The organism is Paraburkholderia sp. RL17-373-BIF-A, assembly GCF_046030175.1.
Taxonomy (GTDB): Bacteria; Pseudomonadota; Gammaproteobacteria; order Burkholderiales; family Burkholderiaceae; genus Paraburkholderia.
Window position 1 is genome coordinate 1 of sequence record NZ_JARESO010000095.1, and the last position, 18,275, is coordinate 18,275.

The window sequence follows — 18,275 nt, forward strand, 5'->3', positions numbered from 1 at the left end:
ACCCCCCCCCCCCCCCCCCGCCCCCCCCCCCCCCCCCCCCCCCCCCCCCCCCCCCGGGTCGAACACGCCGTCTTGTGGACCGCGTTGAAGCAAGGATTGGCGGCGGATCCGCGGGATAGCGAAACCGCCGTTTGAAACGGAAAGACGCGGAAAGATCAGGGATACAGGCCGCGCAGTTCGCGCGCTTCCAGGATCCGCTTACACGCGACGATAAACGCCGCGGTCCGCACGGACACCTTCTGCTCGCTCGACACCTGCCACACCGCGGCAAATGCTTCACGCATCACACGCTCGAGGCGCTGGTTGATCTCGTCTTCCGTCCAGAAGAAGCTCGAGAAGTCCTGCACCCATTCGAAGTACGACACGGTCACCCCGCCGGCATTCGCCACCACGTCCGGAATCACGAGGATGCCGCGATCGTGCAGGATGTCGTCCGCCGCCGTGGTGGTCGGGCCGTTCGCGCCTTCCACGACGATCTTCGTCTTGATCTTGCCGGCGTTCTTTTCGGTAATCTGGTTTTCCAGCGCCGCCGGAATCAGGATGTCCGATTCGACGGTCCAGAATTCTTCGTTCGTGACCGCGTCCGCCTCAGGGAAACCACCCACGCCGCCCGTCTTGGCCACGTGTTCGAGCAGTGCGACGGCGTCGATACCCGTCGACTTGTACAGCGAGCCGGTGTGATCCTGCACCGCCACCAGCTTCGAACCCGCTTCCTGGAACAGACGCGCCGCGATGCCGCCCACGTTACCGAAGCCTTGAACCGCGATGCGTGCGCCTTCAATGTCGACGCCGATACGGCGCGCGGCTTCGGAGGCCACCACGAACACGCCACGGCCCGTCGCTTCGCGACGGCCGAGCGAACCGCCCAGCGTGATCGGCTTGCCCGTCACGACGCCGGTGGCCGTTTGGCCCTGGTTCATCGAGTACGTGTCCATCATCCACGCCATGATCTGCTCGTTCGTGTTCACGTCCGGCGCGGGAATGTCGGTATTCGGTCCGATGATGATGCCGATTTCGCTGGTGTAGCGGCGCGTCACGCGCTCCAGCTCGCCACGCGACAAGGTGCGCGGGTCGACACGGATGCCGCCCTTCGCGCCGCCGTACGGCACGTTCACCGCAGCGTTCTTCACCGACATCCACGCCGACAAGGCCATCACTTCCGACAACGTCACGTCCTGGTGGTAACGCACACCGCCCTTGCCCGGACCGCGCGACACGTTGTGCTGCACGCGATAGCCTTCGAAGTGCGCGACCGTGCCGTTATCGAGTTCGATAGGCACGTCGACGACCAGAATGCGCTTCGGGCGCTTCAGGGTTTCGAGCCAGCGGGACAGTGAGCCGAGGTACGGCGCGACGCGATCGACCTGACGCAGGTAGTTGCCCCACGGGCCGAGATCGTCTTTATTCAGGTAGGAAGGAACCGACTGCAACGTTAATGCGGATTGTGCTGCTTGTTGCTGGGATGACATGAACGCTCCGGCGTTGATCGAGTAACAGCATTGTGGAAAAACGCCGTTTTGAAATCCAATGCCGTTTCCTTATCCGATTATGTTTTTTTTGCATAACCATCGAGAAGCCGCAAATTCGCGTCGTAGGGAAGCAGGATTTCAGGCCGTGCCTTGGGCCAGTTCCTCGGACACCACCTCCCACAACTGACGCACGAGTATCTGTCGCGCATCGTCGCTCTTCGCCGCGAGCTTGTCGCGATACAGACGAATCTCCATGGTCAGTGTGAGCTGTCCTTCCGGCGTGCCACGCGTGGCGCGGTCGAGGCGGATCAGCTTGCCGTCGGCGACCGCGTCTTCCACCGCGCTGTGCGGCAGGAAAGCGATGCCGTGCCCAGCCAGCGCCATCGCCTTGAGTCCCTCGGCCATGTCGGTTTCGTAGAGCCGGTCGAGGTACAGGCGCTCCGGCGCGTTGGCGAGGATCACTTCGGTCATGCGTCCCAGATAGGCGTTCGGCGTGTAGGACAGGTAAGGCGTGGGTGCCTCGGCCGTGCCCGGCAAGGTGTGACGCGGCCGGCCGGCGCGGCCCGGCGCCGAGAACGGACTGATCGGCTCATTGCCGAGCGTCAGCATGTCGTAGCGGCCCGGATCGAGCGCGACCGGATGGCTGGGATGGTGATAGCCCATCATCAGATCGCAGCCGCCTTCCACCAGCGACAACGCCGCGTCGTGCACGTTCAGCGCCCGCAGGCGTGTGTGGATCGGGCCCAGATGGGCTTCGATCCGCTGCAGCCAGCGTGGGAAGTAAGTCAGCGACAGCGTATGCGGCACGGCGAACTCGATGGTCGCCTGCGGCGTCGCCGTATGGCCGCGCAGCAGCGCACGGGCTTCGTGGAACTGCGAGAGCATGGCGAGCGCCTGCTCGTTGAATACCTGGCCGGCCGCCGTGAGCCGCGTCGGATAGACCGAGCGATCGATCAGTTCCGTGCCGAGCCAGGCTTCGAGCGCCTGAATCCGCCGGGAGAACGCCGGCTGCGTGACGTGTCGCAATTCAGCCGAGCGGCTGAAGCTACGCGTTTCCGCTAGCGAAACGAAGTCTTCGAGCCATTTCAGTTCCATGCGGGGCCTGCTGCCGACGGGAGAGAGGAAGTCAGCATTCTAGTGGGTGTCGAGAGCCGGGCTGTGACGAGTGTGCGCACGAACGCGTGATGGCCCGCCAAAGCGAAATCGGATTGCGCCGATGGGCGGGCCGGCGGCAAGCCGCTATCTTGCTGCGCTCACGCCGCCGCGGCCAGTGCGCCGCGTCCTCCACCAAGCTTCGTCGACAACGCGCCTTTCAGGGCGCGAAAACCCGCCATGTCCCCACTCGTCTCCATCATCACCCCGACGGCCAATCGCGAGCGTTTGCTGCCGGCCATCGCCCGCTGCGTGCTTCGCCAGCAGATCGGCTGGGAATGGCTGATCCTCGATGACAGCCCCGAGCCGAGCGCGTATTTGCAAGCGCTGGCGTCGCAGGACGTACGCGTTCGCTACTTTCATTCCGCCGCGCGCATGTCGATCGGCGCGAAGCGCAACGCGTTGATCGCCGAATCGCGCGGCTCGGTGATCGCCCATTTCGACGACGACGACCACTACGCGCCGCATTACCTCGCCCACATGGTCAGGACGATGCAGGAGAACCGCGCGGATCTCATCAAACTGTCGGGCTTCTTCATGTACGCGCCGCACACGCAGTTCTTCGGCTACATGGACCTGAACGCCAAGGTGGGCCTGCACTACGAACTGAGCGGGCGTTCGGTCAGCCACATCGAGTTCCACGAGAAAATGCAGATCGGCGCAGATTTCATCCTGTTCTATGGTTTCTCGTACGTGTACGACAAAGCGCTTGCCGCGGTCTCGGCCTTTGACGATATCGACCTGTGCGACGACGAGAGCTTCATCCGGCGCGTGGTCGAGGCAGGCCGCAACGTGATCGCCGTGGACGATCCTCGAGCCAGTTGCCTGCATCTGGTCCATCCCGCGTCCACCTCACGCTGCTTCTCGCGCTACTCGATGCCGGCCTTCACGCTGCCCACCCTGTTTCCCGGCTACGAAGGCTATCCGGACTAGCCGCCACACAGCCGCCATGCGAGCGCCGCACGGGCGCCGTACGCGTCGCGGCGAAATCGGGGCAAGCGGCGTCCGGTGGTAAAATTCGCGGTTCCGGCAGTTTCCCCCGCGTTTTCACCCTTGCGTTTTGCCCTCACCCGGCCCCCATCATGTCCGACACTCGCCCCGACACCCTGTTCGCGCTGAACGCGCTCTCCCCGCTCGACGGCCGCTACGCCTCGAAAACCGAAGCCCTGCGCGACTGGCTTTCGGAAGCCGCTTTCATGCGCAATCGCGTAACGGTCGAAATCCACTGGTTGATCGCCTTGTCGCGCGCCGGTTTCGCCGAAGTGCCGCGCTTTTCCGAGGCGTCCGAACAATTCCTGCTGCAACTGGCCGAGCGCTTCACCGCGCACGACGCCGCGCGCATCAAGGAAATCGAACGTGTGACGAATCACGACGTGAAGGCGGTCGAGTACTGGCTGAAGGAATCGGTGAAGGGTCAGGCGGAACTGGAACGCGCGAGCGAGTTCATCCACTTCGCCTGCACGTCGGAAGACATCAATAACACGTCGCACGGCCTGATGCTGGCGGGTGCCCGTGAACACGTGATCCTGCCAGCGCTGCGCTCGGTGCATCAGCGCCTCGTCGCCCTGGCTCACGCGCACGCCGAACAGCCGATGCTGTCGCGCACGCACGGCCAGCCGGCCAGCCCGACCACACTCGGCAAGGAACTCGCCAACGTCGCGGCCCGTTTGGAACGCGCGATCGACCGTATCGCCAAGGTCGAACTGCTCGGCAAGATGAACGGCGCGGTCGGCAACTTCAACGCGCACCTGTCCGCGTATCCGGAGTTCGACTGGGAAGCGTTCTCGCGCGAAGTGGTCGAACAGCGTCTGAAGCTGACGTTCAATCCGTACACGATCCAGATCGAGCCGCACGACTACATGGCCGAACTGTTCGACGCGGTGTCGCGCGCCAACACGATCCTGCTGGATCTGGACCGCGACGTGTGGGGCTACATCTCGGTCGGCTACTTCAAGCAGCGCACCAAGGCCGGCGAAATCGGTTCGTCGACCATGCCGCACAAGGTCAACCCGATCGACTTCGAAAACTCAGAAGGCAACCTCGGCCTCGCGAACGCCACGCTGCGCCATCTCGCCGACAAGCTGCCGGTCTCGCGCTGGCAGCGCGACCTGACCGATTCGACGGTGCTGCGCAATATCGGCGTCGCGTTCGGTTACTCGCTGCTCGCCTACGACTCGCTGATCCGCGGTCTGGACAAGCTCGAAGTGAATGCACAGCGTCTGAACGAAGACCTCGACAACTGCTGGGAAGTGCTGGCCGAGCCGGTGCAAACGGTGATGCGCCGTTACGGCATCGAGAATCCGTACGAGCAGTTGAAGGAATTGACGCGCGGCAAGGGCATCACGCGGGAAGCGCTGCAAACGTTCGTCAACGGGTTGGCGATTCCGCAGGACGCGAAAGACCGTTTGCTGGCGATGACGCCGGCCTCGTACATCGGCAAGGCAGTCGAACTGGCGAAGCGGATCGCCTAACCGGCTTGAGTCGTACATCGCCTCGTAGCCCGAGGCGTAAAAAAACCGCTCCTCGGAGCGGTTTTTTATTTGCAGCGACTAAGCACACTCACTGACGCGCTTCCACCTGCCTCAGCACTTCGACGACGATCTCTTCCGGCGACAGTTCGATGCTCACCGTGATCGCTTCGTCCGGGCCCGGTTCTTCGAGCGTATCGAGCTGGCTTTGCAGCAGCGACGGATCGAAGAAATGGCCGGTGCGCGTGGTCAGACGCTGCTCCAGCACTTCACGCGAGCCCTTCAGATACACGAAGCAGACGTCCCGGTCGCCGTCGCGCAAGACGTCGCGATACGAGCGTTTCAGCGATGAGCACGTGAATACCGCCGTCTCGCCCGCCTTCTGCTTCTCGACGATCGCCACGCGGATGGTTTGCAGCCACGGCCAACGGTCTTCGTCGGTGAGCGGAATGCCGTGGTGCATCTTCTCCTTGTTGGCGGCGCTGTGAAACGCGTCGCCGTCGGTGAACGCGCAATGCAGGCGTTCCGCCAGCATTTCGCCAATTCTCGTCTTGCCGGCGCCCGACACGCCCATTGCGATCAGAATCATCAAAAACTCCTTACACGACCGTCGCGAGCGCGAAGGTCAAACCCAAGCCCATCAGTGAAATGATGGTTTCGAGGAGCGACCATGTCTTGAAGGTCTGCCCCACTGTCATACCGAAGTATTCCTTGATCAGCCAGAAACCGCCGTCGTTCACGTGCGAAAAGATCAGCGAGCCCGAGCCGGTGGCGAGCACCAGCAGTTCCGGCTCGACATGCACGCCGCTAGCCGAAGCGATCGGTGCGACGATGCCGCACGCCGTGGTCATTGCGACCGTCGCCGAACCCGTGGCCAGACGAATCAATGCGGCCACCAGCCAGCCGAACAACAGCGGCGACAGATGCATGGCGGTCGCCACATTGACGATTTCCTTCGAAATACCGCTATCCATCAGCACGCGTCCAAAACCGCCGCCCGCGCCGACGATCAGCGTGATGCCCGCGATCGGCGCGAGACAGTCGCCGCAGAATTTCTGGATCTGCTCGCGATTGAAACCGCGGCTCGCACCGAAGGTCCAGAAGCTGACCAGCACCGCGATCAGCAACGCGACGTCCGAATTGCCGACGAAGTGCAGCAGGTCGTTCGGCAAGGTTTTCGGCGTGGTGAAGAGATCGGCCCAGCTTCCCACCAGCATCAGGATCACCGGCAGCAGGATCGTGAGCAGCGTGATGCCGAAGCTCGGCAGTTCGCGCTTGGGCGCGGCGTTTTGCGCGCCGTTTTTGGCTTCGTCATCGTGACCGAGAAATTGCGCCGCGAGCGCGTTGTCTTTTGGCAGCTTGATATAGCGGCTAATCAGCAACGCGAACAGCGGACCCGCGACGATCGCGGTCGGCACGCCGACGATCAGCCCATAGGCGATGGTCCTGCCGATATCCGCGTGATACGCCTGCACCGCGAGCATCGCGGCCGGATGCGGCGGAAGCAGCCCGTGCACGACGGACAGGCCCGCGACCATCGGCAAGCCGACCAGCAGCAGCGACTTGTTGGTGCGCTTCGCGACGTTGAAGGCGATCGGAATCAGCAGTACGAAACCGACTTCGAAGAACACCGGCAAGCCGACGATGATCGCCACGATCATCATCGCCCAGTGGATGTTCTTCTCGCCAAAGAAGTTGATCAACGTGGTGGCGACACGCTCGGCGCCGCCCGATTCGGCCATCATCTTGCCGAGCATCGTGCCCAGACCCACCACGACCGCTATGTGTCCGAGCGTATTGCCGTTACCCGTTTCGAACGATTTGACGATGGTGGCCATCGGCATGCCGGATGCAAGACCCAGCAGCAGCGACACGATGATCAGGACGAGGAACGGATAAACCTTGTAGCGCGTGATCAGCAGGATCAGCAATGCGATGGCGATCACCGCGAAGACCAGCAGCGTGCTGCCGTGGACAGCTTCCATGAAGCTCCTCCTTTTGCGTTATTGATTTGAGTGCATCCGACCTGGTGCTGCGCGCCAGCCCCCTGAGGGGGTCACAAGAAAACTTCGGGCGGACCGGCGTTTTCTTGTGCGTGCGGACACGGCAGCACTTCGTCTCACGGCGACCTGTGCGGCGCCTTGAAACCGGGCTGACCGCGCGGACGCTGAATTTTACTGTTTGTTGTCTGTAAACGTGCGCCAATTCCGCGCGCATATCGCAAAAGAGCCTCGCCAGGACAGCCTGAGCGGCTGTATCGACGAGGCTCCTTTGCGCGGGACCTTGATAACGCTTAGCGTGCGGACCGCTTCAACTCAATGGGCCGGCGCGGCCAACTGGCTCGCGGCCCGCGCGAGGCGCGTGACCTCGTCCCAGTTTTGCGCGGCGAGCGCGGCTTTCGGCGTGAGCCACGAGCCGCCCACGCAAACCACGTTCGGCAGCGACAGGAAATGCGTCGCCGTTTCCGCCGTGATACCGCCGGTCGGGCAGAACTTCAGATTCGGGAACGGACCGTGAAAAGCTTGCAGCATCGGCACGCCACCGGCTTGCTGCGCCGGGAAAAACTTCACGATTTCGTAGCCGAGTTCCAGCGCCGCGATGATGTCCGACGGCGTCATCACGCCCGGCAACAGCGGCAAGCCCGCATCCTGCGCGGCCTTGTGCATGTCTCTCGTGAGGCCAGGAGAGACGCCGAACTGCGCGCCCGCCTTCTTGGCCTGAGCGCAATGCTCGGGCTTCGTAATCGTGCCGACACCGACCACGATATCTTCGGCCAACTGGCTCGCGCGTTCGATCGCTTCGAGGCCTGCTGCAGTGCGCAAGGTGATTTCCAGCACCTTCACGCCGCCCGCGTGCAGCGCGCGAGACACGTGTACACCCTGTTCGACCGAGTCGAACGCGAGCACCGGAATCACCGGGCCGAGGCGCACGATATCGCTTACTGTTTTCGAGGTCATAGTCAGACTCCTTGTTCTGCAGCACTCAGCTGGCGTGAGTGGTGCTTGTGTGTTTTGCGGTATGAGCTTTGGCTGCTTCGCCGTGATGCGCCGGACGCTCGCCCACCATCGCGCCGAATACCGACGCACCCTGCTCCGCCGGCGCCGCCGCCGCGCGGAATACCCCGAACAGTTCGCGGCCGAAACCGACTTCGTTTTCGGCCTGATGCTGCGGCACGGCGTTCGGCCGCGCCGCCCATTCGGCCGCGTCGATCTCGATGTCGAGCACACCGGCTTCGGCGTCGATCACCAGCATGTCGCCCGTGCGCACCTTGCCGATCGGCCCTTGCAGCAACGCTTCCGGCGACAGGTGAATCACCGCCGGCACTTTGCCCGACGCGCCGGACATGCGGCCATCCGTGACCAATGCAACATGGAAACCTTGATCCTGCAACACACCGAGCAGCGGCGTCAAACGATGCAGTTCAGGCATGCCGTTTGCCCGCGCGCCCTGGAAGCGCACCACGGCGATGAAGTCGCGCTTCAGTTCGTGCTTGTCGAACGCTTCCTGCACGGCTTCCTGCGAATCGAACACGATCGCCGGCGCCTTGACCTTGCGATGCTGCGCCGCGACCGCGGAAATCTTGATGACGCCGCGGCCGAGCTTGCCCTGCATCAGGCGCAAACCGCCGTCCGGCTGGAACGGTTCCTTGATGCCGCGCAACACCGCCGTGTCTTCGCTCGCTTGCGCGCCCGGCACCCATTGCAGCTTGCCGTCGATCAGCTTGGGCTCTTCCGTGTAGTGCTTCAGGCCCTTGCCCGCGACGGTGTTGACGTCTTCGTGCAGCAGGCCGCCTTCCAGCAGATTGCGCACCAGGAACGCGACGCCGCCTGCCGCGTGGAAGTGGTTCACGTCGGCCTTGCCGTTCGGGTAAATCTTCGCGAGCAGAGGCACCGCTTGCGACAGCGTGTCGAAGTCGTCCCAATCGATCACGATGCCCGCCGCGCGTGCAATCGCGACCAGATGCAGCGTGTGGTTGGTCGAGCCGCCCGTCGCCAGCAACGCGACGATGCCGTTGACGATCGCTTTCTCGTCGACCACATGGCCGATCGGCATGTAGTTGCCGCGCTCGACCGTCAGATCGAGCACGCGGCGCGCGGCCTGCGCCGTCAGCGCGTCGCGCAGCGGCGTATGCGGATGCACAAAAGCCGAACTGGGCAGATGCAAACCCATCACTTCCATCAGCATCTGGTTGCTGTTCGCGGTGCCGTAGAACGTGCAGGTGCCGTGGCTGTGATACGCGGCGGCTTCCGCTTCGAGCAGCGCGCCGCGGTCGCACTGGCCGGTGGCGAAGAGCTGGCGCGTCTTGGCTTTGTCGTCGTTGGACAGGCCGCTGCCCATCGGGCCGGCCGGCACGAAGATGGTCGGGATATGGCCGAATTGCAGCGCGCCGATCAACAGGCCCGGCACGATCTTGTCGCAAATGCCGAGGCACAGTGCCGCGTCGAACATGTTGTGCGTGAGCGCGACCGCCGTGCTCATCGCAATGACTTCGCGCGAGAACAGCGACAGTTCCATGCCGGCATTGCCTTGCGTGACGCCGTCGCACATGGCCGGCACGCCGCCCGCGAATTGCGCGACGCCGCCGTTTTCACGCGCAGCCTGCTTGATGATGTCGGGGTAGTTTTTGTACGGCGCGTGGGCCGACAGCATCTCGTTGTACGAGGACACGATGCCGATGTTCGGCTCGCGAATCTGCTTGATGACGAGTTTGTCGTTGCCTTCGAGGCCCGCGAAACCGTGCGCGAGATTGGCGCAGGAGAGCGCGCCGCGCGCCGGAAACTTGCCCTGCGCATGGTGGATGCGGGCGAGATACGCCTCACGAGTGGGTTTGCTGCGCTCGACCACGCGTTGCGTGACCTTCAACAGTTGCGAATGCGGGGAAACCATCGGAGCTCCTTCGTCGCTGGCGTGAGCGTGCGCGCACTATGCCAGGTAGGTATCGCGGGGATGTCGAATCAGTTGACGACGCCATCTTAGTAGAAAAACTACATGATCGCAATGTTCTCTGGTGCTGCGCTGCGGCATGTTTTGATTGCCTGAAACGCCCAACCGGCTTAGCTTTCGTGCCTCACGCCTAAAACCTAGGGATTACACCTACAGGCATAAATGTAGTTTTTGTACCTTCTCAGCAATCAGCTATAGTCCACGCATTCTTCAGCATAGTGCGAGTTTTCCAATGATGCTGTCTCAGGTGGAAGAGATGCGCGAGCAGTTGCGGCCGTCCGAGCGCAAACTCGCCGACTACGTGATCGAGGCGCCGCGCGAAGTGCTCGATCTGTCGATGACGGAAGTGGCCGCCCGCGCGGGCGTGAGCCAGCCGACCATCGCGCGGTTCTGTCATGCGCTCGGGTTTTCGGGGTTTCGTGAGTTCAAGATCCGGCTCGCGCAAGGGATTGCGTCGGGCGTGCCGACCGTCTATCGGGATGTGCGGCCGGATGAGGGCGCGCCCGGACTGATCGCCAAAGTATTCGACCGGACCATTGGCACGCTGATCGAGGTGCGTAACAGCCTGTCGCCGGATAGCATCGAAGCGGCTGTCGATCTGCTGGCGAACGCGGCGCGCATCGAGTTCTATGGAGCGGGCGGCTCAGGCATTGCCGCGCAGGATATCCAGCACAAGTTTTTCCGGCTCGGCATGCCGAGCGTCGCGTACTCCGATCCGCATACTTACTCGATGTCGGCGGCGTTGCTCGGCCCCGGCGATGTCGTGGTCACGGTGTCGAATACCGGCCGAACCCGCGACATCATCGAGGCGGCGCGCTCAGCGCTCGCTCGCGGCGCGAAGGTGATCGCGATCACGCATGGCAGTTCGCCGCTTGCGCGCGTCGCGTCGATCTGCCTGTTCTCGAACGTGGTCGAGGAAAACGACGTGTTTTCGCCGATGACGTCGCGCATGTCGCATCTGGCGATCGGCGACATTCTGGCGGTCGGCGTCGCGCTCAAGCGCGGGCCTGAGTTGGTCGAGCGGGTTGGACAGGCGAAAGGGGTGATCGGCCGGTTGAGGATCGACGGCGAAGGTTGAAGAGCTTATCCAGATCTATACGAAACTTTCGACCCATCCACCTATTTGCACCAGAGTCTTCGCGCACGCCGACAGCGCGCTTCACTCGGTCACCTGAGAGGGACGCAACCGCCGCACGGTCACCTGGAAATCGCAGGTGCAGGAAGGGCTGACGAGCCTGCGCTGTCCAGGTTCGATGCGATCAGCGTCAGCAGATGGCCGCGAATGCGCGCGACGACTTCGGGCCAGTTGCCGTCGAAGCGCCGGCGAAAGAGGCGCATCGTTGGATACCAAGGGCTGTCTTCCCGCGTGTAGTGCCAACGCCAGTCGCCGTACGAAGGCAACATCAGCCACGTTGGCTTGCCCATCGCGCCCGCGACGTGCGCAACCGACGTATCGACCGTCAGCACAAGATCCAGTGCCGCGATGGCACTGGCAGTCTCGTCCATGCTGCGAATGTCGGCGCCCAGATCATGAAAGTTCGACAATCGTTGCGCGTACTGCGCGGCCTCGTCGGCACCCGCGCCTTTTTGCAGACTGAAGAACTCGACGCCTTCGAGCTGGAACAGTTCGTCGAGCACGGACAATGACGGCAGTGAGCGCGCGTGGTCGTTTTCGTGTGTCGGCGCACCTTTGAATACCACGCCGACCTTCAGCGCATGCGACTCGGTCCGCAGTAAAGCAGGCGCCTCGTCGGACGGCGCGCGCAGGAAGGGCACCGATACGGGTAGTGCGTCTAGTTCCAACGGCAGATGCGCAGGAATGGCATGCGGGAACACCCAGCAATCGTGCGCCGGCAGCTGTGCGGCATGTTTCACGTCGATGACGGCGTCGGCTTCGCGGGAGACTTCGAAAAGCGACACGAGCGGCGTCTGGCACATCACTGTCACGCGCGCGGCGCCGCAGCGCTCGCGCAGCATGCGAGCGAAACGCAAGAAGAAGATCTCGTCGCCGAGTCCGAACTCACTCCAGATTACGATCGACTTGCCTTCGAGCGATTCGCCCTTCCACTCGGGGAACGTGGCAGGCGGTTGTGCTGTGGTGCGGCGTTGCCAGCCGAACGGCACCATCGCCGCTTCGCGCAACCGGAAGCCGTGGTGTAGCTTACCGCGCGAAATTGCATGCAACGCGCGATATAAACGCGGCAGATGCTCATTGGGCAGACGCACGACACATTGTTCCAAAATACGATCGACCTCATCCTCCCGGTCCCAGCGGAGCCACTCCATCATTGACCGATGGTAGACCATAAACCGGTACGGATAAGTCTTCACCGCGCGTCGGCCAGCGTCGATGCTCGCCTCCGCGCTACGCGCCTTCACGATGGCGTCGAGCATGTTCTGCGCCGTCGGCACGGCACGCTTGCGCAACACGACTTCGATCGCGCATTCCGCGAGACCGCGTGCGGTCTGATCGGCGTCGTTGCGCGCTTCATCGTAGTGATCGCGCACGAGACTTACACGTTCGCAAGATGCGACGTGGGACAGTGTATTTACCAGGTCCACAATGTTGAACGATTGCGCCGACTGCTTTTCGGGCTTGCAGATCGTGAAGCTCGCCTTGTGCCGCTTGTTGAAGCGGTTCGGCCAAGCACCCTTTCCGTACAGGTCCTCGTCGGGGAGAGTCAGGACCGCGTAGCCACCGGGCTTCAACAGATCCAGCCACCTTGCCAGCGCCTTGCCCGGATTGGTGACTTCGGCAAGGACGTGGCTGGCATGCACGAAGTCGAATGACCCGTCGTGTGCGCCCTTCATCTGCACCACGTCGCCTTGCTGCTCGCCCCACGACTGGATACGGCGGGCCCGTGGAAAGAGATGCGTATGCGCTGCCAGCGGATCCTTCCCGGCGCCGATGTCGAGGCCTTCGCCCACGAAGTAGTGTTGTATGAAGGCCGGATCGTGCGAGCGGCGCAGTGCCGATTTGCTCGTTTCGTTCATATTCGCCTCATGCAGCCGCTGCCGGCGTTGCTACGTCGATCTGTTCTTGCCACAGTGCCTGCATGCGCTCGCCGAGGATTTCCGGACGGCCCGCGAAGATCAGCTTTTCGATAGCCTGAGGACCCGCCAGCTTCGCCGAGAGTTCGTTACGCTCTGCAGCGTTTTCGATCAGACGCAGTGCCGCTGCCTTGTACTCTTCGTTGGTCTTCGTGACCATCCACTCGGGGAAGCCGAGACGGCGGAACATGCCTTCGTCGATATGCTCATGCACTTCGCGGCCGGTCTTGCACACGCCGACGAGACCTGCCCACACCGTATCGACGATGCCATTCGTATTGCCGAACGGGAACGGATTCAGGAACAGATCGCAACCCGCGATCACCTTCATATAACCTGCATAGTTCTGATGCTTGTGCACGACAGCCGCATCGCCCATCAGACGGCGAATGAGATTGCGCACTTGCGGATAGATCAGTCCGTTCGCCTGGCCCATCAGGAAATGGAACTTCACCGGCACTTTCGATTCGCGCGCAATCTGGGCGCACGTATTGAGGAAGCCCGGGTTTTGCTTGATCGTCGTACCGGCGATGGCGATCTTCACGACGCCGTCCGAGGGTGCTTTCTCTGGCAGATTCAACTCGAGCAGCGCGGCGGGGGCGCGATACGGCATACCGTCCGACGGCAGCTTCAACAGCTTCTCGCTGAAGCAGGCCTCGTCGCCGACGTAATCCTCTTCGACCACCACATAGTCCATTGCATGGCCGTGCGTCGTGGCGGGGTGACCCAGCGCCATCAATTGCAGCGGGGCGACGCGCAGGCAGGCGAGCACCATCGTGATCGGGAACATGCCCACGCTCGGCATGTACATCATCTGTGCCTGGCGTGCTTCGCTGGTATCGCGGACTTGCCGGGCGGTTTCCCACAGGTTTGCGCCTTCGAGCGGAATGAACTCATGGAAGACAGCCTTGCCCGCATCGTCGACGCGGCCGTTGTAGCCCATACCGACGAGGTGGAACTTGTCGCGCATCGCGACCATCGTTTGCGAGTGCGTGCGGTAGATCGAGTGGTTCTTCGAGAACCATTCCAGCACCACGATCACCACCGGCTTCTCACCGGCGACAGCCGGCGCGGCCGCACGCTGTACGTCGTGGATGTCGAGGCTCGCGAGTTTGCGACGGATCAGCGTGTTGATCGGCTTCTTGATGTCGTGCTTGCCCGGCAGGTCTGCGTAACTGCAGTGCATGTACATGTCGTGCAGGACACCCATCGGCAGCGCGTCGATGTTTTCGATTTCCGCAAGCCGCTCAGGCAACCAGCGCAGCAACATCTCGCGCTTCTGATGCGCGGACGGCGTGCCGAGGAAGCGCGAAGACATGATCGTCGTCGCCATGCTTGCGGCCATCACCTTGTTGGATTTCCACAGAACGTCCCAGTCGACGCGAACCTCAGATTCCGGAAGATAGAACAACTGAAACTTGCGGAATTCGTTGTTGCGAAGCTCAATGGCATTGCGCGCTTCTTCGTCTACGCCCAGTGAACGCAGAATGTGGTCCGCATTGCGGAATGGGCTTGCCGAAAACATGGCGGCAAGCCAGCGCTGGAACAGCATGAGACGCCCGATCCCGACGTCCGAGATCGTAAATTTCGGATCCGTGGCCAGTGCGGTGATCGCAGACGTGATTCGTGCGAGCAGGTGTTCGTCCATGATGTTGTGCGCTTCGCCCGACTGGGCCCACGTATCGACGTCCATCAATACGCCATAGTTTTGATCGATCTTGTTGAGCAACTCCAGCAGCATGCGGCCCGCCTTCTCATGTTCACGGCGATAGCAGAGGTGTTCGAACTTGTTGATGCTGAATTTCATGATGTTCTCCGGATGATTGAATATCGTTAAAGCGTGAGCGAGTGATGGGCGGGACCGCGGCGGCCCCGTCTCATGCAATGCGTGTTAGTGATTCCAGGTGACCGACAGCCAGTACTGCAGCGGCTTTTTGCCGGGCTCAACCTAGGAAGCCGACGAGAAGCCAAAGGGTTTCGATACCGACGCCGAGACCGTCGCGCCGATCGGCGTGAGCCAGTCGACACTGGCGCCGTAGCCGGCGAGCGTGCGCGTGTTGGTGACGTCCGATACGCCCGGATAGCTTTGTTCCCAGCCTGCCCAAGGTGTGTGGTTGACACGGCCGATGGCGAAATCCGAAAACACGCCGAGTTGGATCTGGTGACCTGTCGCGACGGGGAAACGCTGGTACAGGCCCGCGTTGATGACGACGCCGTCGTCAAACGAGATTTCATCGGAGCGGTACGAGCGCACCGCATTGGGGCCGCCTGCCGCCAGCTTTTCACTCGGGTCGAGGTTGCGGTTTGTCATCTGCCCGTTAATGCGACCCGACAGGAACAGATTGCCGCTGCGAGTCAGGGCGTAAGTGCCGAAACTGCTGCCCGTGAACTTCGCGTAGTTGCCGGCGGGGTTGGCGACCGAGTCTCCGTATGGAAAGTCGTTGCTCTGATGGCCGAGGGTGATCGCGCCTTGACCGGTCAGGATGTTCGTACGCAGTTGCTGGGCGCGGTCGCCGTTGTCGGCCTGCACGGAGAAGCGAATCGAGTCGAGCTTGCTGTGCGTCGAGGTGTCGTACTCTTTCATGTCCGTCGAGGTCTGGCTGTGCAGCAGCGAGACACCACCCCAGACATTGGCATCGAGTCCGCGGGTGAACGGATACAGTACGCCCGCGGAGGCCGTGGTGGCCACACCGGCCATCGGCGTAATGGTGTTCGTCGTGTATTGCTGGCGGCTGATACCACCGGTCAGACGTAATCCGTCATTCAGGATCGGCACGCTGCCATCCAGTTCGCCGGTCCACATCTTTTTGTCGGTGGCGAGCAGCGTGAATGCGTAGCTTTCGCCCGCGCCAAAAAAGTTGTTTCCGGAGACGGTGCCGCCCATGCGGTACGTGCCCGTCGTCGGCACACCCTGGTTGTCGAAGATCAGATTGGCCGCGAGAGGTTTGCCCTTCTGCGCGATGCCATACACGACCTTTACGTCGCCTGTGCCCGCGCCGGGTCCGAATTGCGGCGCATTGTCGAGTGCGACGCCCGGCACGTCTTGCAGAAGCTGCGTCGAGCGTTCGAGGCGCGAGGTCTTCAGGTAGCACGCGCTGGCGAGCGTATCGCTGCCGCACAGTGCGTGTGTGATCAGCTTGCGCAGACGGGAATCCGCGACGCGCGATTTGTTATGGATTTCGATCTCGCTGATGCGGCCGGGAAAGACGGAGAACATCGGCTGGCCACCTTGTTGCAGCGCATGCCAGTCCGACTCGGTCATCAGCACCTGGCCAATCGGGAATCCGCCTTGACGCAACGCATCCGTCAGTCGAACCGACCAGCGGTTGACTTCGTCGAGCGAGTGGGGCGCGGCGCCCAGTTGCTGTGCTTGAGTGCGCAGCAACTGGATCACCGCTGCTTCGTCCTGGCCACCTGCGGGGAGAAGCTTGAAATCGACGATGGCTTTTTGCGCCGTCACCACCGCGCTCGTATCGGCGACGGGCTCGGCATGGGCTACGCCGGTCATCAACAACGGCAAGACCCACATTGCTTGAGTGATCTGCCTATTTACTGAATGTCTACGCCACAACATGGAAGCAATCCTTGCTTTGATTAAAACAGGGTGGCGACACGATCTTTGTGGGTTTATTTTTTATCCCAGTGATTCGTACCGCCGACACTGGAAAGAGTAAAAGTTTGATGTTCGGAAGCGAATAGGACTATTCCAAAAAAGCGCCCCGGTTTTTAAGAGTCAATGGCGTGTTTGGGCCGTTTCGCCCCGCGTTTCGGCCGGCAATACCGATTGAGGGCGTGTGACTGCCTTTTGTGCAGGCGTAGTGCGATGGGACAATTCCTAAAATTCGGTCTGAAAGTGCGATTTTTATATTTTTCTGAGCGTTATTCGTATCCGCTTCAATTTTCTCGCATAGGATTAATCCTATATTTTTCGATTAAGAATAATCTCAAATAAGCACCAATCCTTAGCCCGAACAAAAAAAGGCGGTGCGTAGAGCACCGCCTTTCAATCAGCTAGATAAACGCGCGGGAGTAGATCGTGCTGTAGGTGACCGATTACCCCGCAGTCCTGCTGGTCGCACTACTGGCGCAGGGCGCCAGTAGTGCGGACGCAGGATCAGACGCCGGCTGCCGGGGCATGAACCGGGAACGCATGATCTACGCCGTGCTTCAACCAGCCATGCGAGTTGATGACGTACGGCTTGCCATCCTTAACGCCGCTCTCCGTGTAGAAGAACTCATGCGTCTGCGCATTGACCGACAGATCCGCCTTCATCTGCGACTGCTTGTCCTCGGACGTGAAATGCTTCACGCCGTCGGCGCCATCGCGCAAGACCAGATGACGGTCCACCGGCCCCGAGTGCGTGAGCAAACGCACATCGGCATAGTGCATCAGCATGTCGACGTTCACGTGCTCGACTTCGGCGTCAGCCCAGAACGCGGCATCACCTGCCCCCACCGTCAGCGGCTGCGCCTGATCGAGGTACCAGTGCGCATCCATGTCGGCCCAGATGAATGCAGCCAGACCGCCTGCACCGACCGCGCCGACCACCGCCCCAGCCGCACCACCCGAGCCGCCGTGGGCGCTGCCGCCCGCAGCGGCGTCGCTGCCACCGCCCGAGATGTTGGTCGAACCGTTGTCGGTACCGCCCGTTTGACCGCCATTCGAGATGTTGGTCGAACCGTTGTCCGTACCGTTGCTGTCGCCACCACCCGAGATGTTGGCCGAGCCGTTGTCGGCACCGTTGCTATCGCCACCGCCGGTGGTATTGGTCGAGCCATTGGCCGTACCGTTGCTATCGCCGCCGGCAATGTTGCCGTTGTCGATGATCACAGTCGTACCGTTGTCCGTGGTGTTGATCGTGCCGTTGTCGATCACACCCGAGGCATTGGTCGAGTTACCGTCGATGATCGTCGTGCCGTTGTCCGACGTGTTGATCGTGCCATTGTTGTCGATACCCGTACCGTTGGTCGAATCACCCGAGATATTGGTCGTGCCATTACCCGAGTTGTCGATCGTTCCGTTGTTGTCGGTGCCCGTACCGTTGTCCGAATTGCCCGAGATATTGGTCGTGCCATTGTCGGAGGTGTTGATCGTGCCATCATTGATCACGCCACTGCCATTGGTCGAGTTACCCGAAATATTCGTGGTGCCGTTATCGGTGGTGTTGATCGACGCGTTCGGATCGATGAA

Annotated in this window: 12 protein-coding genes and 1 pseudogene; 3 read left to right on the forward strand and 10 right to left on the reverse strand. The window is 61.8% G+C overall.

Features of this window, described 5'->3' with window-relative positions:
* Positions 1–155 precede the first annotated feature (155 nt).
* Positions 156–1,469: a Glu/Leu/Phe/Val family dehydrogenase gene (locus P0D80_RS45945; RefSeq protein ID WP_408181130.1), complete on the reverse strand. Its 1,314-nt coding sequence runs from the start codon at positions 1,467–1,469 to the stop codon at positions 156–158.
* Between the two features lie 138 nt (positions 1,470–1,607).
* Complete coding sequence (locus P0D80_RS45950) at positions 1,608–2,564, reverse strand: LysR family transcriptional regulator (protein ID WP_132373107.1); 957 nt, start codon at positions 2,562–2,564, stop codon at positions 1,608–1,610.
* 237 nt (positions 2,565–2,801) lie between these two features.
* Between P0D80_RS45950 and P0D80_RS45955 the strand changes: the two genes are divergently transcribed.
* Both P0D80_RS45955 and purB read left to right on the forward strand, forming a co-directional pair.
* Entirely contained in the window at positions 2,802–3,554 is a 753-nt protein-coding gene (locus P0D80_RS45955) for a glycosyltransferase family 2 protein (RefSeq protein WP_408294385.1), read from the forward strand.
* A 149-nt stretch (positions 3,555–3,703) separates the two neighbouring features.
* The gene (gene purB, locus P0D80_RS45960; RefSeq protein WP_310813928.1) at positions 3,704–5,092 is read left to right on the forward strand and encodes an adenylosuccinate lyase; all 1,389 of its coding nucleotides are present in this window, start codon (positions 3,704–3,706) and stop codon (positions 5,090–5,092) included.
* An 88-nt stretch (positions 5,093–5,180) separates the two neighbouring features.
* Here purB and P0D80_RS45965 read toward each other — a convergent pair whose 3' ends face one another.
* The 4 genes from P0D80_RS45965 to edd form a co-directional block, all read right to left on the reverse strand.
* Entirely contained in the window at positions 5,181–5,678 is a 498-nt protein-coding gene (locus P0D80_RS45965) for a gluconokinase (RefSeq protein ID WP_132373101.1), read from the reverse strand.
* 10 nt (positions 5,679–5,688) lie between these two features.
* Positions 5,689–7,074 (reverse strand): GntP family permease, encoded by a 1,386-nt coding sequence (locus P0D80_RS45970; protein WP_408294390.1) that lies wholly within the window; start codon positions 7,072–7,074, stop codon positions 5,689–5,691.
* Between the two features lie 330 nt (positions 7,075–7,404).
* A complete protein-coding gene (gene eda, locus P0D80_RS45975; protein WP_132373097.1) occupies positions 7,405–8,046 on the reverse strand; it encodes a bifunctional 4-hydroxy-2-oxoglutarate aldolase/2-dehydro-3-deoxy-phosphogluconate aldolase in 642 nt (213 codons plus the stop codon).
* A gap of 25 nt (positions 8,047–8,071) precedes the next feature.
* Positions 8,072–9,976: a phosphogluconate dehydratase gene (edd, locus tag P0D80_RS45980; protein ID WP_408294393.1), complete on the reverse strand. Its 1,905-nt coding sequence runs from the start codon at positions 9,974–9,976 to the stop codon at positions 8,072–8,074.
* Between the two features lie 289 nt (positions 9,977–10,265).
* Between edd and P0D80_RS45985 the strand changes: the two genes are divergently transcribed.
* Positions 10,266–11,111, forward strand: coding sequence for a MurR/RpiR family transcriptional regulator (locus P0D80_RS45985; protein ID WP_132373093.1), 846 nt, complete (start codon positions 10,266–10,268; stop codon positions 11,109–11,111).
* Positions 11,112–11,230: 119 nt separating this feature from the next.
* Here P0D80_RS45985 and P0D80_RS45990 read toward each other — a convergent pair whose 3' ends face one another.
* The 4 genes and pseudogenes from P0D80_RS45990 to P0D80_RS46005 all read right to left on the reverse strand — a co-directional run.
* A complete protein-coding gene (locus P0D80_RS45990; protein WP_408294396.1) occupies positions 11,231–13,027 on the reverse strand; it encodes a methyltransferase domain-containing protein in 1,797 nt (598 codons plus the stop codon).
* 7 nt (positions 13,028–13,034) lie between these two features.
* Entirely contained in the window at positions 13,035–14,891 is a 1,857-nt protein-coding gene (locus tag P0D80_RS45995) for a peptide transporter (RefSeq protein WP_408294399.1), read from the reverse strand.
* 141 nt (positions 14,892–15,032) lie between these two features.
* Positions 15,033–16,592 carry a ShlB/FhaC/HecB family hemolysin secretion/activation protein gene (locus P0D80_RS46000; protein WP_408294402.1) on the reverse strand — a complete coding sequence of 520 codons (1,560 nt, stop codon included), beginning with the start codon at positions 16,590–16,592 and terminating at the stop codon, positions 15,033–15,035.
* A gap of 606 nt (positions 16,593–17,198) precedes the next feature.
* A pseudogene (locus P0D80_RS46005) lies at positions 17,199–18,275 on the reverse strand (hypothetical protein); the annotation flags it as partial.